Origin of the sequence: Streptomyces sp. NPDC003077, from assembly GCF_040611095.1 — a bacterium.
In the GTDB taxonomy this organism is placed as follows: Bacteria; Actinomycetota; Actinomycetes; order Streptomycetales; family Streptomycetaceae; genus Streptomyces.
On record NZ_JBEXNM010000045.1, the window covers coordinates 52,349 to 75,189 of the forward strand.

21 protein-coding genes are annotated in these 22,841 nt (G+C 74.1%); 9 read left to right on the top strand and 12 right to left on the bottom strand.

Annotated features, from left to right (window positions below; translation table 11 throughout):
• Positions 1-344 precede the first annotated feature (344 nt).
• Positions 345-1,790, top strand: a complete 1,446-nt coding sequence (locus tag ABZX96_RS25915) for an FAD-dependent monooxygenase (protein WP_355548985.1) — start codon at positions 345-347, stop codon at positions 1,788-1,790.
• A gap of 24 nt (positions 1,791-1,814) precedes the next feature.
• Here the strand turns inward: ABZX96_RS25915 and ABZX96_RS25920 are convergent, their stop codons facing one another.
• From ABZX96_RS25920 to ABZX96_RS25945, 6 genes are all read right to left on the bottom strand, one after another.
• Entirely contained in the window at positions 1,815-3,062 is a 1,248-nt protein-coding gene (locus ABZX96_RS25920; protein WP_355548986.1) for an MAB_1171c family putative transporter, read from the bottom strand.
• Positions 3,047-3,604, bottom strand: coding sequence for a hypothetical protein (locus ABZX96_RS25925; protein WP_355548988.1), 558 nt, complete (start codon positions 3,602-3,604; stop codon positions 3,047-3,049). The genes ABZX96_RS25920 and ABZX96_RS25925 overlap by 16 nt, the downstream gene beginning before the upstream one ends.
• 405 nt (positions 3,605-4,009) lie before the next feature.
• Complete coding sequence (locus ABZX96_RS25930; protein ID WP_355548990.1) at positions 4,010-5,080, bottom strand: class I mannose-6-phosphate isomerase; 1,071 nt, start codon at positions 5,078-5,080, stop codon at positions 4,010-4,012.
• A gap of 158 nt (positions 5,081-5,238) precedes the next feature.
• The gene (locus tag ABZX96_RS25935; protein WP_355548992.1) at positions 5,239-6,336 is read right to left on the bottom strand and encodes a hypothetical protein; all 1,098 of its coding nucleotides are present in this window, start codon (positions 6,334-6,336) and stop codon (positions 5,239-5,241) included.
• Positions 6,333-7,109, bottom strand: a complete 777-nt coding sequence (locus ABZX96_RS25940) for a hypothetical protein (protein WP_355548994.1) — start codon at positions 7,107-7,109, stop codon at positions 6,333-6,335. Before ABZX96_RS25940 ends, ABZX96_RS25935 begins: the two co-directional genes overlap by 4 nt.
• A gap of 195 nt (positions 7,110-7,304) precedes the next feature.
• Positions 7,305-8,666, bottom strand: a complete 1,362-nt coding sequence (locus ABZX96_RS25945) for a cytochrome P450 (RefSeq protein WP_355548995.1) — start codon at positions 8,664-8,666, stop codon at positions 7,305-7,307.
• Between the two features lie 348 nt (positions 8,667-9,014).
• On the opposite strand from ABZX96_RS25945, the gene ABZX96_RS25950 reads away from it, so the two are divergent.
• The 3 genes from ABZX96_RS25950 to ABZX96_RS25960 all read left to right on the top strand — a co-directional run bounded on the left by ABZX96_RS25950 (position 9,015) and on the right by ABZX96_RS25960 (position 12,491).
• Entirely contained in the window at positions 9,015-9,749 is a 735-nt protein-coding gene (locus ABZX96_RS25950; RefSeq protein ID WP_355548996.1) for a Mut7-C RNAse domain-containing protein, read from the top strand.
• A gap of 273 nt (positions 9,750-10,022) precedes the next feature.
• Positions 10,023-12,110 (top strand): SpoIIE family protein phosphatase, encoded by a 2,088-nt coding sequence (locus tag ABZX96_RS25955; RefSeq protein ID WP_355548997.1) that lies wholly within the window; start codon positions 10,023-10,025, stop codon positions 12,108-12,110.
• 171 nt (positions 12,111-12,281) lie between these two features.
• Positions 12,282-12,491 carry a hypothetical protein gene (locus ABZX96_RS25960; protein WP_355548999.1) on the top strand — a complete coding sequence of 70 codons (210 nt, stop codon included), beginning with the start codon at positions 12,282-12,284 and terminating at the stop codon, positions 12,489-12,491.
• Between the two features lie 127 nt (positions 12,492-12,618).
• Here ABZX96_RS25960 and ABZX96_RS25965 read toward each other — a convergent pair whose 3' ends face one another.
• The 4 genes from ABZX96_RS25965 to ligD form a co-directional block, all read right to left on the bottom strand.
• On the bottom strand, positions 12,619-13,167 hold the full coding sequence (locus ABZX96_RS25965) for a ferritin-like domain-containing protein (protein WP_355549001.1): 549 nt from the start codon (positions 13,165-13,167) through the stop codon (positions 12,619-12,621).
• Between the two features lie 319 nt (positions 13,168-13,486).
• Positions 13,487-14,131, bottom strand: a complete 645-nt coding sequence (gene snpA / locus ABZX96_RS25970) for a snapalysin (protein WP_355549003.1) — start codon at positions 14,129-14,131, stop codon at positions 13,487-13,489.
• A gap of 256 nt (positions 14,132-14,387) precedes the next feature.
• Positions 14,388-15,296, bottom strand: a complete 909-nt coding sequence (locus tag ABZX96_RS25975) for a DNA ligase (RefSeq protein WP_355549004.1) — start codon at positions 15,294-15,296, stop codon at positions 14,388-14,390.
• 112 nt (positions 15,297-15,408) lie between these two features.
• Complete coding sequence (ligD, locus tag ABZX96_RS25980) at positions 15,409-16,305, bottom strand: non-homologous end-joining DNA ligase (RefSeq protein ID WP_355549006.1); 897 nt, start codon at positions 16,303-16,305, stop codon at positions 15,409-15,411.
• A 30-nt stretch (positions 16,306-16,335) separates the two neighbouring features.
• Between ligD and ABZX96_RS25985 the strand changes: the two genes are divergently transcribed.
• The gene (locus ABZX96_RS25985) at positions 16,336-17,376 is read left to right on the top strand and encodes a Ku protein (protein ID WP_355549008.1); all 1,041 of its coding nucleotides are present in this window, start codon (positions 16,336-16,338) and stop codon (positions 17,374-17,376) included.
• A gap of 72 nt (positions 17,377-17,448) precedes the next feature.
• Here ABZX96_RS25985 and ABZX96_RS25990 read toward each other — a convergent pair whose 3' ends face one another.
• Positions 17,449-18,222, bottom strand: a complete 774-nt coding sequence (locus tag ABZX96_RS25990) for a TetR/AcrR family transcriptional regulator C-terminal domain-containing protein (RefSeq protein ID WP_355549010.1) — start codon at positions 18,220-18,222, stop codon at positions 17,449-17,451.
• A gap of 142 nt (positions 18,223-18,364) precedes the next feature.
• Here ABZX96_RS25990 and ABZX96_RS25995 point away from each other — a divergent pair, with 142 nt between their 5' ends.
• Positions 18,365-19,231 (top strand): NAD(P)H-binding protein, encoded by an 867-nt coding sequence (locus tag ABZX96_RS25995; protein WP_355549012.1) that lies wholly within the window; start codon positions 18,365-18,367, stop codon positions 19,229-19,231.
• A 157-nt stretch (positions 19,232-19,388) separates the two neighbouring features.
• The gene (locus tag ABZX96_RS26000; protein ID WP_355549014.1) at positions 19,389-19,769 is read left to right on the top strand and encodes an RNA-binding S4 domain-containing protein; all 381 of its coding nucleotides are present in this window, start codon (positions 19,389-19,391) and stop codon (positions 19,767-19,769) included.
• A 118-nt stretch (positions 19,770-19,887) separates the two neighbouring features.
• Here ABZX96_RS26000 and ABZX96_RS26005 read toward each other — a convergent pair whose 3' ends face one another.
• Complete coding sequence (locus ABZX96_RS26005; protein WP_355549016.1) at positions 19,888-20,304, bottom strand: YchJ family metal-binding protein; 417 nt, start codon at positions 20,302-20,304, stop codon at positions 19,888-19,890.
• 338 nt (positions 20,305-20,642) lie between these two features.
• On the opposite strand from ABZX96_RS26005, the gene ABZX96_RS26010 reads away from it, so the two are divergent.
• Entirely contained in the window at positions 20,643-20,837 is a 195-nt protein-coding gene (locus tag ABZX96_RS26010; RefSeq protein ID WP_355549017.1) for a hypothetical protein, read from the top strand.
• A 225-nt stretch (positions 20,838-21,062) separates the two neighbouring features.
• A complete protein-coding gene (locus ABZX96_RS26015; RefSeq protein ID WP_355549019.1) occupies positions 21,063-22,685 on the top strand; it encodes a hypothetical protein in 1,623 nt (540 codons plus the stop codon).
• Positions 22,686-22,841: the final 156 nt, after the last annotated feature.

A 22,841-nucleotide genomic window follows, 5' to 3' on the forward strand; every position in this document is an offset into this window, starting at 1 on the left:
ACGACCCGGCAGGGCCGGGTCTCGACGGTGGTGTGCCGCACACCGCCAGCCGTTTCACCGTGCCGCGCCGGGACGCCGGCCCCGGCACCACCGAGGTTCTCCCCACCGAGCCCACCGAGCCCACGGGGCCTTCAGGGCCCCTCCGGGCTCGACGACATCGATCCGGGCCCGTACCGCGTCCGCGGGAGGGCCTTCCCCCGCGTACCCGGAGGAACGGGCCGCCGTCTCCGCGGCCCGTCCGAGAGGCGCGGTCCGCGATCTCCGGGGGACCGTCGCGTTCCGCGAGCGCGCCGGGCATGCCCGGACCAGCCCCTCACCCGCCCCACAGAGAAAGCCGCTTTGATGTGAACGCACCGAACAGCGCCTTCGTCGGCGCCTTCCGCCCGCATGTGGCGGTGGTCCTCGGCGGCGGGCTCGCCGGGATGCTGGCCGCCGCCGTCCTGTCGGAATACGCCGAGGTCTTCGTCGTCGAACGGGACCGCCTGCCGGCCGCCCCCTCCTGCCGCAAGGGACTCCCCCAGGCGCACCACGCCCACACCCTGTGGTCCGGCGGCGCCCGGGTGATCGACGAGCTGCTGCCCGGCACCCTCCAGCAGTGGTTGCAGGAGGGGGCCCGCCGCATCTCCCTGCCCAGCGGCATCGTGTCGCTGACCCCGCGCGGCTGGCTGCGCCGCTGGCCCGAGTCGCAGTACCTCATCGCCTGCTCCCGTGACCTGCTGGACTGGGTCGTCCGCCGTCAGGTGCTCGATCTGCCGGGGGTCCATCTGCTGGAGGGCACCGAGGCCGTCGGGCTCCTCGGTACGGCGGAGCACATCACCGGCGTGACGGTCCGCGACATGTTCACCGACCACCGGCGCCGGCTGGACGCCGACCTGGTGGTCGACGCCAGCGGCGCCCGGTCCGCCGCGCCGCGCTGGCTGTCCGGGCTGGGGCTGCCCGCTGTGCGCGAGGAGGTCCTCGACACCGGGCTCGCCTGCGCGAGCCGCCTCTACCGGGCGCCCGCGGGTTCCGAGGACTCTCCCATCGTCTCGGTGCGTTCGGATTTCCGCGGGGCGCTGCCCGGGCAGAACGCCACGCTGGTGCCGATCGAGCACGGGCAGTGGCTCGTCACCCTGTCCGGCACCCGGGGCGGGCACCCGACGAAAGACCCCGACCGGTTCGAGGCGTTCGCCCGGCAGCTCCGCCACCCGCTGGTGGGCGAACTGATCTCGTCGGCCGAGCCGCTGACCGACGTGCGGATCACGCACGGCACCGCCAACCGCCGGCGCCACTTCGAGCGGATGGACGCCTGGCCCACCGGGTTCACCGTGCTCGGGGACGCGGTGGCCACCTGCAACCCGCTGTACGCCCAGGGGATGTCGGTGGCCGCCCGGCAGGTCGCGGCCCTGAGCTGTGTGCTGCGCAAGCACAGCCTCGACGACCCCTCCGTCGCCGAGAAGGTGCAGCGCGGGGTGGGACGGGCGCTCGGCGGCCCGTGGTCGATGGCCACCGGCCGGGACGCGTGCGCCGAGGCGACGGGCACGCGGCCACCGGCCTCGGCCCGGCTGCGGCGCGGGCTCACCGACCGGGTGCTGTGGGCCGCCACCGGCCGGCCGGCGGTGTCCCGGGCGCTGTTCGATGTGCTCTCGCTGTCCGCCCCGCTCACCCGCCTGATGCGGCCGGCGGTGGTCGCCGGGGTGGTGCTCGGCCCCGGGCGGCCCCCGCTGGCGAGCGCGCCCTTGAGCGGTGTGGAGAGCCGGAGCGACGGGCAGCGGCCCGCCGCTCCCCTCACCCCGGCCGAACAGAACTGACGGGCCGAGGAGGTGAGGCCGCCCTCACCTCCTCAGCCACCCGAGGGCGGCGCTTCGACTGACGGCGCTTCGGCTGGCGGCGCTTCGACCGGGACCGGAGGGTTCGCGGGACGGTTCCGCCACGTGGTCCCCGCCGGTCGGCGACCCCCGGAACGCCCGCACGGCCGGTGACCGGTAGGCGGTGGCCAGGCGCAGCAGGTGCTCGATCTCCTCGGCGAGGTCGGGCGCGCCGGGGCCGGAGAGGTCGTCCGTCTGGGGTTCGGGCTCCCGGCCGAGGTCCCGGGCGTGCAGTGCGGCGGCGAGCCAGCAGGCCGTGATGTGCGCGTCGGCCAGGTGCGCGGGCACGCCGAGCCCGCCGATGTGCCGCCGGATCCGTTCCAGCGTGCCGGGCGGGACGTAGTTGCGCAGGACCAGCATGGCGTCCCTGATCTCGATGACCCGGCGGTACAGGCGCAGTTGGAGCGGGAGCACCGCCGCCTGGAGGGGATGCGCCCCGCCGAGGACCACATCGGGGGCGGCGGCGGTGAGCTCCCGCCACAAGGGGGTCAGCCCGCGGTAGGCCCTGCGGTACCGGCGCCGGGTGGCGAGCCGCGCCACGACCGGCAGCGCGCAGCCGACCGCCAGGAACAGCCCCTCGGCGCCGGAGATCGGCGAGAACAGCGGGACGAGGGCCTCCTCCCCGGTCACCATGTAGCAGATCTTGAGCGCCCACAGCACGGAGGCGAGCAGGATGCCGGTGCCGAACAGCCGCAGCCCGTACCGCAGCAGCCGGGGCACGCCGTACCCGCAGTGGCTCCAGCAGATGACGCCGCACACGGTGTCCACGATCAGGTGGAAGGCCAGCAGGGTCCACCAGTAGGCGTCCGAGACGCCGGAGCGGCTTCCGGAGGGGTCGATCCGGTTGCGGAGGTGCCCAGGCGCCGCGTAGTCCAGGAGGACGACGACGGCCAGGACGGTGACGGCGGCCCCGCACACCACCGGCACGAAGCGCCGCCACCCCATCACCTGGAAGACGAACCACAGGACCGCTGCCGCGGCGACGACGCTGAGCAGGTGCTTGGTCAGGTCGACGGCGTGCGGTCCGTGCGGGCCCGGCACCAGCCGCGCCAGGGCGGTGGTGACGGGCTCCCGGTGCATCGTCATCGTCAGGGCCGTGACGACGAGCGCGCACCACAAGGGCCGCTGGTCCTTTTCGCGCAGCGCCTGGGGCGCACGGACGAGGGCCACCGCCCACAGGGCGGCGGTGCCGCCGTCCTCTAGCCACGTCGCCACGGGTCTCCCTGCTCACGTCGCCACGGGTCTCCCTGGTGCCGTGCCCCGCGCAGTCCCATGGCGGACTCCAGGCCGCCTAGCACTCCGGACAGCAGGGTGGGCGCCGGCACCCGGCCGGCCGCCTCCAGGATGAGCGTGGCGATCATCTCGGCCTCCTGCTCCTGCGTGTCGGAGTACTGGATGCGGGGCAGGGCCGCGCGGACGGCCTCCGGGTCGGCGAGGTCCACCCGGCGGGACAGCCACCGGTCGGAGGCCGCCGACCGGTGGCCGCACACCATGTGCCCGATCTCGTGGACGATGATGTGCTCCTGGTGCAGGGGGCTGGTGCGCGCGTCGTAGAAGACGTAGTCGGCGCGGTCGGCGAGCAGCCACATCCCCGAGGGCATACCGGGCACGGTGGGCGTCGGGAACGGCATCAGCTCCAGCGGGCGCCGGCGCTCGCGGGCGAGCTGCGCGCACAGTTCCTGGGCGGAGAAGGGATCGGGGAGCGTGATACCGCTGATGACCTTCTGACATCGGCCGCGTAATCGGTTCCAGCGCATCACAGTCGGTTCTCCGGAGGGTTTGAGGGTGGGAGGTCACCGGGCCCGGTGGCCGCGGTCCGTCACCGAACCGCCGCGGACCCGTGCGAGCAGCGGCGCGCGCACACGCGGAGAGGGGCGGGCGGGGCGCTGGGCGCCGTAACGCCCGGCGTCGCGCCCGGGCGTCCCGTCAGGACGGGGTACCCGGCGGGGGTGCCGTCCGGACGGCGGCCGGTTGGCCATGAGAGCGGCCGTGAGGTGCCGGCTGCCGTCGCCACGGAACCCCCTCGGCGTGGGCCACTGATCGTCTGTGATCGTAGATCGCCGCATTCCGTACTGCCAGGTTGCCGACGAGTACGGCACTCGGTGCCAGAAGTTGTCCGGTTCGTGACGCCCTGAAGTGCCGGGGAGCGCCGGCCCCCGGGCCTACCGGGCGGGCGCGACCGGTCCCAGGGTCGCCGACGCGGCGGGGCCGTACCCGGCCGCCGCCAACGGGACGCGGATGTCGCGGTCCAGGTCGGGGAGGTAGCCGAGGAGGACGTCGGCGGGGCCGGGGATCTCCACCCGGCCGAGTGCCGCGGGCAGCAGCAGCGTCCGCCCCCGGTCCAGCTCCCAGGAGCGGCCCGCGCAGACCACGGTGACGGGCCCGCCGGCGTTGCTCAGCACGACGGCCGTGTCGAAGGCGTGCACCACCGACGCCGTGGACCCGGCGCGCCGGCGCTCCAGTGCGAAGTACGGCCCGGCGCACAGGATCACCCGCTCCGCGTCGTCCCGGTCGGGGAGCCGCAGGCCGGGCGCGAAATCCGGCCGGTGTTCCGGCTTCCACTGCCGCAGCAGGGCCTCGATGTTGGCGCGCCATTCCCCGTCGTCGAGCGCGCCGCCGTCCTCCATGCGGTGGCGCATGGCGTGTTCCTGGAGGTCGGAGGTCTGCTCGATCTCGTAGACGAGGGTGCCGGGGCCGAAGCTGTGCAGCGTCCCGGCGGGCACGTACAGCGTCTCGCCGGCGCGTACGGGCAGCCGCCGCATGACGGCGTCGAAGTCCTGGTCGAGCAGCGCCTGCCGCAGCCGTTCCCGGTCCACCCCCGCGCGCACGCCCACCAGGGCGGTCGCGCCCGGCACCGCGTCCAGGACGTGCCACGCCTCCGTCTTGCCGTTGGGCTCGCCCTCCAGGTGCCGGGCGTCGGCGTCGTCCGCGTGGAGGTGGACCGGCAGCGGCCCGGTGGCGTCGATGAACTTCGTCAGCAGGGGGAAGCGCGGCCCGCGCCAGCCGCGCCCGACCAGGGCGTCCGGGTGCTCCCGCGTCAGCCGGCGCAGCGACACCCCGGCCAGTGGCCCGTCCTCGACCCGTGCGCCTTCCCTCTCCACGTCGCTGACCTCCCACGTCTCGGCGATCCGCCCGTCGGGCAGGCCGGTCCGGCCGAGCCGCTCGGGGATCGCCCGGCCGCCGAAGACGTGCGGTTTGACGGGGGTGGTCAGTGTGAGGGGGTACCAGTGCACGGGGGGATCCTCGGGGGCGGGGGCCGATGGGCGTTCGGGGCGGGACGGGGGTTTTCGAGTGCCCAGGTATGCCGGTTTTCCACTTTCCGACGGGTGGGCGGGGTGCCGCAGGCGGGATGGGCCGCATGGCGGTCGGGCTCAACGGCTCGGGGCGCCGCTCAACACGTCGGCCGTCGTCCCGCGCCGAAGCCCGGCGGGCCGAATTCCAGCCGTACGGAGTCGGTGCGCGGGAGGACGACGGCGACCCCGTCCGCCGGGGTCCAGCGCTCCGGCAGGAACACGTACTGGTTCCCGGACTGGAGCAGGAGCTTGAGGCCGTCGTAGCGGAAACGGTAGGCGGCCCGGTCGTCGTGGCAGCGCGTCCGGCGCACGCCCGGGGCGCCGAGGCTGAGGTCGCGGGCGCTGTACAGGACGGCGGTGGGCTCGCCGGCCAGCCCGGCCACGAACTCCCGGGCCCGCGACCGGCCGACCGCGGCGGCGTAGTCGTTGGCCGCCCAGAACAGGCTCAGCCCGACGAGGACGAACACCACGGTCCACTCGGCGACGGCGGCCCATCCGGTGTGCGGCCGGGCCGCGCCCCGGCCGGGCGCGGGGGCGCCGCCCGGTCCCGCGGTCCCCCGGTCCCCGGCACTCCCCGCCGCCTCGGCGTCCCGCGGACCGGAGAGCCGGTCGGCCGTACCGGGCGGGGCGCCCCGGGCCGGGGGCTCGTCGGCGTCCGCTCCTGGCGTCGTGCGGCCCCCGCCCGCGCCGCCCGCCGCCGCCAGGGCGCGCCGCAGCCGCAGGGCGTACACCAGCAGCGAGACCCCGGCCGCCAGGCTCAGCGGCGCGAGCACCAGGTGCTCCCTGAGGAACGTCGGGGCGAAGACGCTCCACAGCCCGCCGAGGGCCGGCAGGAGACCGGCGCCCGCCAGGACGGGGACGAGGACGCGCGACAGCCGCGGCAGCGCCCCGGACACGAGGCGGGCGCGGAGGAGGTCGTGGCCCCAGAAGGCGAGCAGCCCGGCCACGGCGGTGACCACCATGGGGACGAACAGGGCGTCCAGGCTGCGCATGAGGTAGTCGGCCACGCCGAAGTCGAGCACGGTCGCGTTCACGCCGAAGTAGGCGAAGAACCAGAAGACGTGGTGCCAGCCGAAGTAGTACAGCAGCCCGGTGATCAGGGTCGTGGGTCCGAGCACGGCGCCGTAGGTGAGGATCAGGTGTTCGGCGCGTGAGGTGGGGGGATCGTCCCGCTCGGGGGCGCTGGGGACGGTCACGGGGCTGGGGTGGCGGAGGCCGACGGGCCGGGTGGTGGAACGTTGTCGGGTGCCGTCCCTCCGTCGCCTTCGCCCGGGGGTGGTGCCGCGGTGGTCTCCCCTGCGGTGGCCGTCGGCCGGGGTGTGCCGGGAGTCGTGCCCGGTGTCCCGGGGCTGGTCGTCTCGTCGGTCGGTTCGGTGGGCGGGCTCGTCGGCGGGCACGGTTCCTTGCCGAGGATGCGCACCCGGCCGTACCGCTTGACCGTTTTGCCCACGGCCGGGTCCGTCCCCTCGAACGCGCAGGATGGGTGGACGTCGTCGTAGGGGCCGTAGCTGCGGACCAGCGTCACGCACAGGGTGTCGGTCTTGTAGGTGCGGGCGCACTGGCGCCGGAACTGTCCCTCGATGTCGGCCCACACGTCCGGATCGTTGATCGGCTGGCCGGACAGATTGGTGATCGGCGGGATCCGCAACGGGGCGCCGGGGACGTTCGGGCCGTCCTTGTCCTTCCGGCCGCCTCCGCCGTTCCCCGGTGCGCCGGGGGCACCCGGGGCCTGGTTGTCACCGCCGTCGCCGGGAGCCCCGGGCGCGCCGCCGCCACCGGCCGCTCCGGAACCGGCTCCCGGCCCGCCGTCCCCCGCCGACGCACCGCCCGTCGGCACGCTGCCCGTCGGCGTGGCGGTCGCGCCGGCGCCACTGTGGTCTCCCTCGTCCCCCTGGCCGCCGCAGCCGACGGCAAGCAGACAGAGCAGAACCGCCACGAACAGCCGAAAGGCGATCAGGCGGGAAACCATCCGGCCACCTACGGTCGGCCGAGGAACGGTCGATCGGGAAGCCCTCGGCGATGTCGCCCTTGCGCACCCATGGCCTCGCATAGTCCACACCCACGGCCTCGAACAGACGGACCGGGAACGAGAATGGCACGCGGTGAACCCCCCGTCGATGGCCGGGACACGATGCCCCGCCCGCGCGCGTCACGCCAGGGCGCGTCACCCCAGCGCGCGGAGGGTGGCCCGCAGCGGCGCGGCCGGCTTGAGCAGCAGGCCCGCCCGGGGCGCCACCTCCCCCGGGTCCATCTCCACGTGGAACCGCTGCCCCAGTGTCGCCAGCAGCAGCACCGCCTCCACCAGGGCGAACCGGGCCCCCAGACACGTGCGCTGCCCGGCTCCGAAGGGGAACCAGGCGTGGTCGGGCACCACGTCGGGGGCGTCCGCGTCCCAGCGCTCGGGGCGGAACGCCTCCGGTTCGGGGAACCAGCGGGGGTCCCGGTGGGCGGCCCACTGGCTGCACCACACCGTGGTCCCGGCCGCGAGCGGGTGACCGGCCAGCGTGGCGCCCTCCCGGGCCACCGCGGGAACCGTCCAGGCGGGCGGGTAGAGCCGCAGCGCTTCTTTGACGATCTGCCGGGTCCACGGCAGCCGGTCGTAGTCGTCGATGCCCGGCGGGCGGCCGGCCAGGACCCGTTCGAGTTCGTCGGTGAGCCGGTCCCGAGCGCCGGGGGAAGCAGACAGCAGGTACCAGGCCCAGCCCAGCGCGGTGGCGGTGGTCTCGTGTCCGGCGACCCAGAGTGTCAGCGCCTCGTCCCGGACCTCCTTCTCCGACAGCGGGCGGCCGTCCTCGTCCCGTGCCGCGAGCAGTCGGCCGAGCAGGTCGTCGCGGGGCTCGGCGGTCGCGTCCGGAGCCGCCCGCCGGGCCCGGACGAGCCGGTGGATCTCGGCGTCGACGGTGCGCAGGGCGGTGAGCAGCCGGCGCCGCGACGGGGTGCGCACCCACGAGGGCAGGAAGAGGCCGATGCCGCGCAGCTCGGCGCCCGCCTCACGCTCCAGAACGGCCACCGCGTCGCCGATCGCCTCGGACCGGTCCCCCAGCTCGTTCCCGAACAGGGTGCGCAGCACGATGCGTTGGGTGACCGAGGTCATCTCCCGCTGGACATCGACGTGCTCCCCGTCCTGCCAGCGGTCGGCGCAGGCGCGCGCGCAGTCGACCATGGTCGCGGCGTAGCCGCGCACCTGGCGAGGCCGGACCACCGGCTGGACCAGGGACCGCTTGCGGCGCCAGTCGGCGCCCCGGCTGCGGACCACGCTGTCCCCGACGATCTGCCGCAGCGACCAGCCGATCTCCAGGATGTCGAAGCTGCGTTCGACCTCCGCGAGCATTTCGGCGATGTGCTGGGGGTGCGAGATGAACAGGGCCCTGCGGGGCCCGAGCGACCAGGTCACCGCGTCCCCGAAGTCGTCCCGCAGCCGCGCGAGGAAAGCCAGCGGGTCCTTGCCGAAGGCCGGCAGGTTCCCGAGCAGCGGCAGCCCGCGCGGGCCGGAGACGGGGCGGAAGGGAACGGCGTGCGTGGCCATGGGCCGGACCTCCGGGCGTGCGGTGGCGACGGGGTGACGCTGGGTCACACCCGATGATTTCCCGCCACCGGTGGGCGCGGAAGCAGCGACTCACCGCAAAAGGCAGCACAGGGGCCTGACGACCCGGGCCACCGACGCGCGGGGCCACGCCTCCGTCCGCCCCCGTTACGCCCCTGTTCCGACCGCCCCATCCCCTTCCGCTTTCCCTCTTTCTTCCGCGTCCTTGGCTTCTTCTTCCCTCCTCTCTTTCGCCTTCTTCTCCCCTCCTTCCGTCCTTCGGCGCCCGCAGGTCCCTCCCGCCTCTCTCCCACGCTCCGCACCGGCATGGACCGGTGGCATTCTGAGGGGATGAACAGACCCGTGATCCATGTGAGCCTCGCCCCTGAACTGCGGTTCTTCGCCGCCGCCGGATTCCGGCGGGAGCGGGCCGCGGTCACCACCGACGGGACCTCCACGCTGGGGCACGTGGTCGAGTCGCTCGGCGTGCCGCTCACGGAGGTCGGGCGGCTGGTCGTCGACGGCCGCACGGTGACGCCGTCCCATCTGCCGGGCGCGGGCGAGACCGTCGAGGTGCACGAGGTCGTCCGGCCGCAGGAGGTGCCCGGGGCCCCGCTGCGGTTCCTGCTGGACGTCCATCTGGGGACGCTGGCCCGGCGGTTGCGGCTGCTGGGCGTCGACGCCGCGTACGAGGCGACGGACCTCGGCGATCCGGTGCTCGCCACGCTCTCGGCGGACGAGCGGCGGGTGCTGCTCTCCCGGGACCGGGGGCTGCTGCGGCGCCGCGAGATCTGGGCCGGGGCGTTCGTGTACAGCGACCAGCCGGACGAGCAGCTCCGGGACGTCCTGGGGCGCTTCGCGCCGCGGCTCGCGCCGTGGACCCGCTGCACGGCCTGCAACGGTCCGCTGCGCGACGCGGAGAAGGGCGCGGTCGAGGAACGGCTGGAGGGCGGCACCCGGCGCACCTACGACGTGTTCGCGCAGTGCACCGTCTGCGAGCGGGTCTACTGGCGCGGCGCGCACCACGCGCGGCTGGAGAAGATCGTGACGGATGCCGTGCGGGAGTTCGGGGGCGCGGCGGCGTAGGGCCTGAGGGCGGGGGGTTTCCCTGCCGACGCCCGGGGGCGGGCCTGGCGGTGGCCGGCACCGCGCGTCCGCCGCTCCCGTGGCGGCGCCGTCCTCGTAGGAGCTCTCGGGCAGGAGACGGACGACGGGCGCGGAGACACCGGGAGTGGTGCCGGGGACGGGGCGAGCAGTCGGGTTAATGTCGTTTTCGTCCGGTCTGTTCGCCCCGTGTCCGTCGGTCGTGCCTCCGTTCGCTCCGTTCGGTTCCGGGATGCCTGGCTCTTGATGGGAACCATGTCGTCATCGCAGGGAGCACACGAGAAGCAGGGAGCACACGAGAACCCGACACCCAGCGGCCTGCCGTTGGAGGTCTTCGACCCGGCGCCGGTGGGCGTGGCGGTTTTCCGGGGCAAGGAACTCGTCCTGACGTACATGAACGACATCTACCGCAACGTCTTCGGCGACCGGCCCCTCGGCAGCCCGCTCCGCACGGCCTTCGCCGACCTGGCCGAGCAGGAATACCTGGACATGCTCGACGGCGTGTACGCCACCGGACAGCCCGTCCAGGTCGCCGCCGCGCCCGTGACCGTCCGCTACGCGCACGGCTCGGTCGAGGAGCGGTACTTCTCGTTCAGCCTGTCCGGCCTGTCCGTCACCGACGGTGATCGCGGCGTGCTGGTGGTCGTCGTGGAGGTCACCGAGCAGGTCAGCGCCGTGGAGCGGAGCCGGCTGCTCGCCGAGGAGCGCCGCCGGGCGCTGCGGCGTTATCAGAGCCTGGTCACCGCCGGGGCCCAGAAGGTGTGGGTGAGCGACCCCCAAGGCCACATCGTGGAACGCAACGAGGCGTGGGAGCGGGTGACCGGGAAGCCGTGGGAGGAACTGCGCGGCGACGGCTGGCTGGAGACCGCCCACCCGGAGGACCGGCCGGGGCTGACGGCGGCCTGGTTCCGCGCCGTGGAGGAGGTGCCCGACCTCTTCGAGTACGTCTACCGGCTGCGGCACGCCGACGGCAGCTACCGCCACTGCGACCTGCGGGCGGTGCCGGTCCGCGAGGACGGGGCCGTGGTGGAGTGGATGGCGGCCTGCACCGACATCGAGGAGCGGTGGCGGCTGGACCGGCGCCAGAAGCTCCTCGGCCGCGCCGCGCAGGCGGCGACCGAGTCGCCCAGCGCCCCGGAGGCGTTCGCCGCGCTGAGCGGCGTCATCGTCCCCTCGCTCGCCGACGAGTGCGGCATCTACCTGCTCAACGAGTCCGAACACCCGCAGCAGGACGACTGGGGCCCGCTCCTGGTGACCCGCGTGGCGGCCAGGGCGCGGCCCGGCCTGCCCCCGGGGCTGCCGCCGCGCCGCGAGGAGAGCGTCGACCCGCGGCACGCCATCGGCAAGGCGGTCCGCGAACGGCAGCCGGTGCACCGCACCTTTCCCCCGGGGGACGTTCCGGAGGACTTCGCGCCGCCGGGCACCCGGCCCTGGCTCGTCCGTACGGGAGCGCACAGCGGGGTCATGCTGCCGGTCCTGGTCGACGGCGCGGTGGCGGCGGTGGTGTCGGCCTTCGTCTGCGGGACCCGCGACCCGATCCCCCGAGGCGACCGCGACCTGATGCGCGAACTGATCGAGCAGGCGCACGCCCCGCTCAGCCACGCGCTGACCCTGCAGCGCACCCAGCGGGTCGCCCGCGCGCTGCAGCACAGCCTGCTCACCGCGCCGCCCGACGTCCCGGGCGTGGACATCGTGGCGCGCTACCTGCCCAGCCCGGCCGCCGCCGACGTGGGCGGGGACTGGTACGACTCGTTCGTGCTGGGCGACGGCGCCACGACACTGATCATCGGCGACGTGGCCGGCCACGACCTCGGGGCCGCCGTCACCATGAGCAAGCTGCGCAACATGCTGCGCGCGCTGACCGTCGACCGCGAGGAGCCGCCGGGCGACATCCTGCGCCGCCTGGACGTCTGCATGCAGGCCCTGAGCCCCGAAGAGGGCACCGCCACCTGCGTCCTGGCCCGCGTCGAGGGCTCCCGGGGCGGCCCCTGGCAGCTGAACTACTCCGTCGCCGGCCACCCGCCGCCGCTGGTCGCGACGGTGGAGAACGGTGCCTGCTTCCTGGAGGCCGCGCAAGACCTGCTGCTGGGCGGCCTCCAGATGGACGAGCCCCGCAACAGCGCCGTCCACCCGCTGCCGCCCGCGTCCACCGTCCTGCTCTATACGGACGGCCTGGTGGAACGCCCGGACGAGGATCTGGACCAGGGCCTGGAACGGCTGCGCCGCCGCGCCGCCGCCCTCGCCCGCGAGCCGCTGGACCGCTTCTGCGACGCGTTGCTGAGCCCGCCGGTCGGCACCGGGTACGACGACATCGCGATGATCGCGTTGCGGTTGCCGGGGTGAGGCGGGGCGGGATCCGGGGGAAGGACGGTGCCGGGGTGCCCTGGGGCGCCGGGACGGGGGCGGTGGGATCCGTGGGGAAGACGGTGCCAGGGAGCCTCGGGGCCCGGGCCGAGGGCGCGAGGGCGCGGGGTGGGGCGTGACGTGGGGGGCCGAGCGCTCGTTGTGCACGACGTGATCAAGAAACTCGGCGCTCTCGTCCTCCTGACCGGTGCGGTGGTCACAGGCACCTCATCGGCAGCCGCCCAGGCCACTCCCCTGCCCGGCCTCCTGGTCGACGCCGCGCTGCGTGCCACCGCCGGGCTCCCGCGCATCCAGGCGGAGACCCCGGCGTCCCTCAGCTACCGGCACGGCCACGCACGGCACTCCGACACGGACTTCTGACCACTCCCGCCCGGATCCGGCCGTTCCCGCCGGCCGGCACCGCGTCCCGTCCGCCCCGGGCAGGTCCGGCGGACGCCCTCGACCTCGCGCCTCCGCGGCCTCGCGCCTCCCCCCGCGACCTCGCGCGTCACACGCCCGGTCGGTCCACCGGAATCCGTTCCAGGAAGCTGCGCATGTCGTCGGCGTGTTCCTCCTCCTGGGAGAGGATGTCCTCGAACACCCGCCGGGTCGTCGGGTCCTTCTCGCCGAGCCACTGCGCGATCTCCGTGTACGAGGCGATGGCCACCCGTTCGGCGATCAGGTCCTCTTTGATCATGTCGATCAGGTCCGCGCTGGCGTCGTACTGCGCGTGCGAGCGGCGGGTGAGCGTATCGGGGTCGAAGTCCGGTTCCCCGCCGAGTTGAACGATGCGTTCCGCCAGTTTGTCGGCGTGTTCCTGCTCCTCCTGGGAGTGCTCCAGGAATTCGGCGGCGACCGGCTCGGAATAGAGCCCGGACGCCGTGAAGTAGTGACGCTTGTACCGCAAGGTGCACACGATCTCGGTGGCCAGTGCTTCGTTCAGCACCTGGAGGACCCGGTCCAGGTCCGCCCCGTACGCGTCGGTCACCGGGCCCTTCTCGATCTCCTTGCGTGCTCGGTCACGAATGGTCTCAATGTCCGTCAGGAACTCGGCCACCGTTGGCACCCCTCATCTCACGCCCACCAGACGACCGTGTGTGCGCCTGCTGCGCACAGCCGTACCCGGGCCGCCGCGCCGCGTCACGCGGCGTTCGTCCAGTTGGCGGTCCCGCACCGGCCGGTGGGGGGTGGCGGGAAGCCGGCCGGTGCGAGCCATGGGACGAGCGGTGGGAAAGGCGGGGACGTCTGGGACGACCGGGGGAAAACCTGGGACGGTGGGGACGGCCGGGCCGTCGCGGGGCGGTGCCGATGCCACCCCGTGACGACCCGCCGTGGACCAGGACGACCGGCCGTGGACCAGGACGATCCGCCGTGGGTCAGGCGGCCGGCTTGAACGCGGAGGCCAGGCCGTTCGCCCACAGCTGGTTGACGCGGGCGCGCTCCTGCGCGTTCGGGTTGGGGTTCGTGCAGGACGGGCCGGGGCCACCGCCCGACATCAGCTCACTGCAGGGGCCCGAGTAGTGGTCGGGCAGGCCCAGCACGTGCCCGGTCTCGTGGGCGGTGACGCGGGTGGAGTTGTACTGCTGGTTCTGGCGGTAGTCCAGGAATATGTAGCCCCGGCCGTGCCCGTCGGTGCTCGCGTACGAGCCGCGGGAGTCGTTGCCCTCGTAATACCGGAAGTCGGCGTTGGTGCCCTCGCGCAGCTGGACGTTGGTCACCGAGCTGTTCCAGATCTGGGCGCTGCGCGCTATCTGGGTGCGGAAGGTGGGGGCGCTGGAGGCGTTGTAGGTGACCGTGACGGCGCGCAGGCCGGGGTTCGCCGCCCGCTTGGCGGCCACCGACTTCATGACCGCCTCGAAGAACGCCTTGTTGGCGGACGCCTCGGCCTTGGACCCGGAGTACTGGGCGTACGAGGTGGGGGCGGCCTGCTGGGGGGTGGCGGCGGTCGCCGGGGCGGTGCCCAGGGCGGCGGCCAGGCCGACGCCGACGATGGTGGAGAGGATGGCGCGCGTGGGTCTCATTTGGGGGGTTCCTCATCGTCCGGAAACGGTTGGGATACCGGGAGTTTGGAGGAAGGGGAGACCGTTGGGATGACTGCGGATGGCGATAGCACGAAAGCATCACCCCTCTCGGAGCAATCACTCGGAGGGGTGAATTACTTACTGTTTGGGTGGTTCTGTGCTCCTGCGGAAGCGGGGCATGTGATGCGGAAGCAGGACTCGTGCTGCGGAAGCAGAGCGCCGCCCGCCTGCCCGCCCACGTCCCTGTCCCGTCGCCTCACGCCTCCGGGTCGCGGACGCGGACGAAGCGGACCGTCGCATGCCGTCCGCTGCCGACGCGCAGCTCGACCGGAGGGCCGTTCTCGACCGCCCGCACCGCCGTCCCGTCCTCCGTCATCACCGTCGCGCCCAGCCGTCCCTGGACCACCTCGGCGATCTCGCGGGCGGCCATCGGCTCCAACTGCGGCGAGGACACCGCCCGCGTCCCGTCGGGGAATTCGACGACGACGGCGCGCGGGCGGCGGGCCGGGCCGACGACCCCCACCAGCCGGGCATCGACGGTGTCCGCGCGGCGGTACTTCACCCAGGCGGTGCGGTCACCCGGGCGGTAGGCGGACGCGAGCGCCTTGGCGACCAGGCCCTCCACCCCCTGCGGGGCGAGGGCGGTCATCCAGTCCAGCGCCTCGGCCCGGTCGGTGGTGGCGAGCACCGTGGGAACCGGCGAACCCGCCTCCGCGAGGGCGTCCTTGAGCAGGTCCCAGCGTTCGGCGAGCGGGAGGACGCGCACGTCCCGGCCGGGGACGGCCAGCACGTCGAAGGCGACGTAGCCGACCGGGACGCCGGCCGCCGCCCGGGTCGCGGGCGTCCGCAGCAGTTCGGAGAAGGCGAACCGCCCGTCCCGCCAGGCGCAGATCTCCCCGTCCAGCACCAGCCCGGCGGGCAGTCCCGCGACCAGTCCCGCGACCTCGGGCATCCGGTCGGACAGCTCGCCGCCGCCGCGCGACTGGAGCCGCGTCCGGGCGCCCCGGGCGAACACCAGGCAGCGGAAGCCGTCCAGCTTGATGCTGTACTGCGTGCCGCCCCGCATCCCGCGCTCGGCCGGGAGCGTGTCCACCGCGCGGGGCCGCACCACTTCGACGGGCGGGTGGAGGACGACCGCGTCGTCCGGGGCCGGGGCGCCGGTCATGACGGGGCCCTGTCGTGCCTCATGACGGGTGCCTGTCGTCGGTCATAGCGGGGGCCTGTCGTCGGTCATGGCAGATGGCTGTCGTCGGTCATGGCGCAGGGCTCCCGCGTCCTCAGCCGCGGGCGCCGGGGAGCGGGGCGGCGAGGTCCTCGTCCAGGAGCGGGGCGAGCAGGTCGCCGTCCCGGGCGAGGCGGGCGGTGGTGTCGGTGAAGAGGAAGTCCAGTTCCCCGGGGTCGGCGCAGTCCGCAACCTCCTGCCAGGTGACCGGGGAGGACGCGGTGGGGAGCGGGCGGGCGCGGAGGGTGTAGGGGGCGGCGGTGGTCTTGGCCGCCGCGTTCTGCGAGTAGTCGATGAAGACCTTGCCCGGCCGCAGCGCCTTGGTCATCCGGTGCACGATCCGGTCGGGGTGGGCGTGCTCCGCCTCCACCGCGACGGACTTGGCGTACGCGGTGACCTCGGCGGAGGGGGTCGGCTCGATGCGCGCCAGGAGGTGCAGCCCCTTGGAGCCGCTGGTCTTGGCGAAGGCCCGCAGGCCGTCGGCGCGGAGCCGGTCGCGGAGCCACAGGGCGGCGGCGCAGCAGTCGACGATGGTGGCCGGCGCTCCGGGGTCGAGGTCCAGGACGAGGCGGTCGGCGACGCGCGGTGACGCGGTCGTCCACTGGGGGGTGTGCAGTTCCACGACCAGGTTGACCGCCCAGACCAGCGACGGCATGTCCTGGACGAGCACCTGGCGCCGGGACTCCGCGGTGGAGCTGGGCACCTCGGAGGTGGTCACCCAGGCGGGCGTCCCGGGCGGAACGTTCTTGGTGAAGAACATCTGGCCGTCCGGCCCGTCGGGGTAGCGCAGGAAGGAGACCGGGCGGTCGTGGAGGTGGGGCAGGAGCGTGGCGGCGGTGGTCGCGTAGTAGTGCACCACCTCGCCCTTGGTGGTGCCGGTGGCCGGATAGACGATCTTTTCGAGGTTGGTCAGCGAGAGGCGTCGGCCCTCCACGTGTGTGATAGGCGACATACGATGAGAATCCCACACAAGGGATGAAATATGCGATCCGTATGGAATGGCACCATTTCCTTCGGTCTGGTCAGCATCCCCGTGAAGACCTACAGCGCGACCGACCGCACGGCCTCGGTCTCCTTCGTCCGCATCCACGAGAAGGACGGCGGCCGGATCCAGTACCGCAAGTTCTGCGCGCTGGACGGGGAGGAGGTGCCCAACGAGGAGGTCGGCAAGGGATACCCGGCCGCCGGCGACACCATCGTCCCCATCAGCGACGACGACCTGGCCAAGCTCCCGCTGCCGACCGCGAAGACGCTGACCATCCTCGCGTTCCTCGACCCGGGCGAGATCGACCCGCTGCAGATGGAGAAGTCCTACTACCTGGGCCCGAACGGCCTGGCGGCGGCCAAGCCGTACACCCTGCTGCGGGAGGCGCTGGAGCACCACCGGAAGATCGCGATCGGCAAGGTGGCCATGCACGGGCGGGAGACGCTGGTGATGCTCCGCTCCCACGACGAGGCGATCGTCATGCACACCCTGTTGTGGCCGGACCAGGTGCGCCCCGCCACGGGTGTGGTGCCCCAGGAGGACATCAAGATCCGTGACAACGAGCTGACGCTGGCGGAGACGCTCATGGACTCCCTGGGGGAGCTGGACTCCTCCGAGCTGCACGACGACTACCGCGAGGCCGTCGAACAGCTGGTCGCCACGAAACTGGAGGGCGGCGAGCCCACCGTGCCGGACACCGGGGCCAAGCCCGGCGGCCAGGTCATCGACCTCATGGCGGCCCTGGAGAGCAGCGTCCGGGCGGCCCGCGCGGCCCGCGGCGAAGAGGAGGAGGACGGGGAGGGCCGCGAGTCGGCGTCGGTGACGCCGATCGAGTCGCGGAAGACCGCCAAGAAGACCACCGCGAAGAAGACGTCCTCTTCCAAGGCCGGTGGGGCGGCCCCGGCCGAGGAGAACGGCAAGAAGGGCGCCGCGGAGAAGAAGACGGCCAAGAAGACCACGGCGAGGAAACAGCCCGGCGAGAAGCGCGCCCCGGCCAAGAAGAGCGCGGCCAAGCGCGGCGGGAGGACGTCGGCGTAGGCGCCCGTCCTCCTCACTGCCCCGTCTCTCCCCCGCAGCTACCAGGCTCCGCCCTCGCAACCGCCCGGTCGCTCAGCGCCTCAGCGCCGCCTCGATGCCGTCCAGCAGCCCCCGGAGACCGAAGTCCCGCGCGTCGGCGGACGCCTCGGCCGCGCTGGGGAGCAGGCCGCCCTCCTGCCACGCCCGCGCGATGGCGGGGTAGCGGGCGGGGTCGAAGGTGTCGTCCCAGAAGGCCTGGCGCGCCGCCCACCAGTCCCGCTCCGACTGCCCGCTCACCCGCTCGGCCAGGGCGTGCTCGGCTTCGGTGCCCGCGGTGGCCTCGACGAAGGTCACGACGGCTCCGGCCGCGGCGGCGGCCCGCCGGGCGGTCAGCCCGGCGCCGGTCAGGACGGAGAGCAGGTACTCCTGCCGGGCCAGCAGCCCGGGGCCGAGCGGGGGCCGCACGGTGGAGATCTCCCGCAGCCACGGGTGCCGCCGGTGCGTCGCGGAGGCGCGCCGGGCGTACAGCTCGATCTGCGCCCGCCAGCCGTCCGGGCGCGGTTCCGCGCCCAGCGGCAGGCCGAGTTCGCGCCAGACCGCGTCCACCATGAGGTCGACGAGTTCGGCCCGGCCGGGGATGTGGGTGTAGAGCGACATGGTGGCCAGGCCGAGTTCTCCGGCGACCTTCTCCATGGTCATGGCGTCCAGGTTCTCGCGGTCGGCCACCGCGACGGCCGCGGCGACGATCTGGTCCACCGTGACGCGCGGCCGGCGTCCGCGCCGGGGGCCGCCGTCGGGGCCGGTCCCGCGCCAGAGCAACCGCAGCGTCTTCCTGGGGTCGCCTTCCCCGCTGCCCTTCCTCGCCATGGACCGGACCCGCTCCCGCCGTGCTCGTTCACGCTTTTCCGTATATGGTACGGTAAATGTTATCCGTATGGCATACGGAAATAAGCTGCCCCGGCGGGACGGGCCATCCGTCCCACCGGGCCATAGATGCGGAGGACGAACCGTGAAGTTCTTGGTGAGCGGCGCCACCGGAAATGTCGGCCGTCTGGTGACCGAGGGGCTCCTCGGCCGGGGCGCGGACGTGCGCGCCCTGACCCGCGATCCGGACGCGGCCGGCCTCCCCGAGGGCGCCGAGGTCGTCGCCGGTGACCTCGCGCGCCCCGGCACCCTGCGCGCCGCCCTGACGGGCGTCGAGCGGCTGTTCCTCTTCCCCGTCCCCGGAACCGCCCGCGAGGTGGTCGCCGCAGCCGAGGAGGCCGGCGTGCGGCGCATCGTCACCCTGTCGTCGGGGGCGGTGACCGCCGGCCTGGACGCCAGCCACCACCTCCCGGTGGAGCAGGCCGTCGAGGCGTCCGGCCTGGAGTGGACCCACGTCCGCCCGGGCGAGTTCGCGGCGAACAAGGTGGCGTTGTGGGGGCCGTCCATCCGCGAGCACCGGGTGGTGCGCCATCCGCACCCCGACGCGGCCTGGTTCCCCGTCCACGAGAGGGACATCGCCGACGTGGCGGTCGCCGCCCTCCTCGACGACGGCCACGTCGGCGCGGCGTACACCCTCAACGGCCCGGGCCCCATCAGCCTGCGCGATCAGGCGGACGCCATCGCCTCGGCCATCGGGGAGGAGATCCGCTTCGAGAAGGTCACCCCGGAGGAGGCACGGGAGCTCTACCGGCGGCAGGGAGGCTTCGCCGCGGCCAACGCGGACTTCCTGCTCGGTTTCGAGGACTACGAGGGCAACCCGGCCGACCCGCACGCTCTCGCGGACTTCGACCCGGCCGCCCTGGGCCCGCAGCCCACCGCCCAGCAGGTCACCGGCATACCGGCCCGCACCTTCGCCCAGTGGGCCCGGGACCACGCCGACGACTTCCGCTGACCGGCCGCCCGGCGGACGCGGGCGGGCGCCGCCGGCGACACGCGTCCGCGCCGCCCCGTACCGTCCACGCGGCCTCGGTGCGCCGGGGGTGCTCCGGTCGGACACGGCCGAGGAGGGCGCGCCCCGGCCCGCCGCCGTCCGGCTTTAAAGTCGTGGCATGGCTTCAGACGAGGGGACCACGCGTGTGGACAGCTGGATCTGGTCCGTCCGGCTCACCAAGACCCGTTCACTGGCCACCGCGGCGTGCCGGGCCGGGCACGTGCGGGTGAACGGCGAGCGGGTGAAGGCCGCGCACGCGGTGCGCAACGGGGACGAGGTACGGCTGCGGCACGCCGGACGGGAGCGGATCGTGGTGGTCTCGCGGATCGTCAGCAAGCGGGTGGGCGCGAGCGTGGCCGCCGAGTGCTTCATCGACAACAGCCCGCCGCCCCCGCCGCGCGAGGAGATCCCCGTCGTCGCGGTGCGCGACCGGGGCGCCGGCCGGCCCACCAAGCGCGACCGGCGCGAACTCGAACAGTTGCGCGGACGGGGGCTTTGAGGGTCCCCTCCCAGGGGCGCGGCGGCCCGCATACAGGGCCGCGGCGCCGCGATGGGAGCGAGCCAGGAGGGAAGCACGGGCAGGCCGGTCGGCACGCCCTCGCCCGGACGGAAACGCCTTACGCGACCGGGTCCACGTACACCCACCGTCCCTGCTCCCGGACGAACCGGCTGTCCTCCTCCTGAACACCGGGCTCCCCGTCCAGGGTGTAGTGGGCCCGGAACGCGACGGTGCCCTCGGTGTGGAAGGCGCTCCCGCCCGTGCTCCCGAGGATCTCCAGCCCGGTCCACCGCTGCCCCGGCTCGAAGTCCAGCGTCGCCGGACGGGTCGCGGAGTGCCAGGAACGCAGCAGGTAGGCGGCGTCGCCGACGGCGAACGCGCTGTAGCGCGACCGCATCAGCCGCTCGGCCGTGGGGGCCTCGGCCCGCCCCTGGTGGAAGCCGCCGCAGCAGTCGCCGTAGGACTGGGGGAGGCCGCAGGGGCAGGGCGAGTCGGAAGTGATCGCCGTTCGCCGGCGCGCGTGGTTCTTGGACACCCCTCGATTGTGACGGCCCCGTGAACCGCATCCGTACCGAGGGGTCCGTCGGACACCCGCCCCAGGCCGGGCGGACGAGCGGGAACGCCCGGCCCGAGATCCGGAGGGCCCCTCAGATCCAGTAGGGCGCCCGCGGCACCTCGTCCGCGCCGTCGGCCGACGACGGGGCTCCCCCTGCCCTCGCTTCACCCTCCGCCCGCCCGAATCTTTCCCGATAAACACACCAATGGCGGGTTTCGACGCCAAATCACCCATTCGCAGCTTTTGGCGTCTTCGCACTTACTGTGAGGCTGGAAAGACCCATGGTGACCGTCCCCACCATCGAGGAGAGAACGACCATGATTCTGTCCATCTCCGCCGCCGTGCTGCTCGGCATCATCGTGTTCCTGTTCTTCCGCAAGGACGGACTCAAGGTCTCCCACGCCCTGGTCTGCGCGCTCTTCGGGTTCTACCTCGCGGGGACCGCGATCGCCCCCAGCATCAAGGCGGGCGGCGCCAGCCTGGCCAGCCTCCTCGGCGGCATCAAACTCTGAGGCCGCGACGAGGCCCCCGTCCCAGGAGCCCCCGTCCCAGGAGCCTCCGTCCCACGGTTTCCCACCCCCCGGCTCCCCGTCCCACGACTTCCCCGCATCGTCCCGAGCGCCCCACGCACCCACCGAAGCCGCCGCGTCCCACCCGGCGAACGTCCTGCCCGGCCCCTCCACGACACGCACGGCGGAGCACCCCCGACACCGCAACCCGACCCCAAGGAGATGGACGTGGCCCGGCGCCTTCTGCCCCGCGCCCTGAGCGACGCTGCCGGGCCGACGCGCGTCCGCGACGCCGTGCGGGCCGCGGCCGACAACGCCACCGACGTGTTCCACCCGCTGCTCGTCATCAGCCGCGGGCTGCGCCTGCTGGCCGTGGCAGCCCTGCGTCGCTGGAAGGCGACGCCCAAGGAGCGCCGGGGACCGGCGGCGTTCGCCGGCGCCGCGTGCCTGATGGTGGTCGCGCTGGTCCCGTACGGGCCGCTGCTGGCGCTGGTCTGCGTGATGGCGGCGGCGGCGTGGGCGGGGCGGGAGCGGACGCCCGGGCCGGCCGGGCCGGACGGGGCGCGCGCCGAACGGCTCCAGGCCCTGTACGAGGCCCTGGTCCCGTACTTCTCCGCCGAGCACGATCCGCGGCCCCTGTACGCCCACGGCGGGGACTGGCAGCAGCCCTTTACGTCGTACGAGTTCGACGAGGGCGACCGGCTCACCCGGCTGTCCCTGAAGTACCCGGCGTACTTCACCGACGGGGAGCCCGAGGCCCGGGACCGCGTCGAGCAGGTGCTGCACGCGAAGTCGGGGCGCGGCCGGGAGTACCACTTCGCCTGGGACGAGGAGGACAACCGGCTGGTCCTGACGGTGCTCGGCGCGCTGCCGGCCGACATCGTCATCCAGCGGTTCGTGACGGCGCCGGGCGAGACGGTCCTGGGTTTCACCGACCCGGACTCGGTGCCCCGCACCCTGCCGGTGACCTGCGGGGACCGGACCCGGGACGAGCCGCCGGTGGTGTGGCGGACCGGCCACCGTTCCACCGAGCCGCACCTGCTGGCACTGGGCCGCCCGGGGGCCGGCACCACCACGCTGCTGCGGTCGATCGCGTTGCAGGGGCTCCTCCACGGCGACGTGCTGGTGATCGACGGGACCGGCACCGGCGAGTTCGCGTGCCTGGCGGGGCGGACCGGCGTCATGGGCGTGGAACACGGCCTGCTCGGCGCGACGGCGACGCTGGAATGGGCGGCCCACGAGACCGAGCGGCGGCTGATCACCACCAACCGCGCCCGGCAGATCGGCCGCCCGGCACCCGAGGACACCCGGCGGCCTCTGTGGATCATCGTCGACCGCCCGAGCGGACTGGCCCACCTCGCGGCGGCCGAAGGGCGCGCGGACCCCCAGTCGCTGCTCGACATCCCGCTGCGCCACGGACGGGCGGCGCAGGTCACGGTGGTGGTGGCCGAGCACCTGGAACACGCGGGGGGCCTGAGTGAGGCGGTGCGGACCCACACGCGGGCCCGGGTGGTGCTGGGCCCGGTCACGGCACGCGAGGCGGGCGCGGTGCTGGGCGCGCCGCCGCACACGACGCCTCCGGCGCACCTGCCACCGGGGCGGGGGTACGCGCGGCTGGGTGGCGGACCGGTGCACCGGTTGCAGGTCCCGGCCACGCCCGACCCGTTCGACGAGGCGACGGGCGAGGCGCAGCGGCAGGCGGTGGAGGCACTGCTCCCGGGGCGCGTGGGCCCGATCGAGGACGCGCCTGCGGGACGGGCGGCGGAGCCGGTGGATGCGGGGGAACCGGTGGACGGGCCGGAGCCGGTGGACACCACGAAGGTGGTGGACACGGCGTCGGCGGAGGGCTGAGGGGCGGGGCCGGAGGAGGCCGAGGGCCAAGGACCGGGGCTCTGGGCCCCGGCCCCCGAGGTGGCCGGGGCCCCGAGCCCGCAGAAGGCGGGGGACGAGGCCAGGGGCCCGGCGAAGGCCGCGGGCCGAGGCCCAGGGCCCCGGGACGGCCGGGGC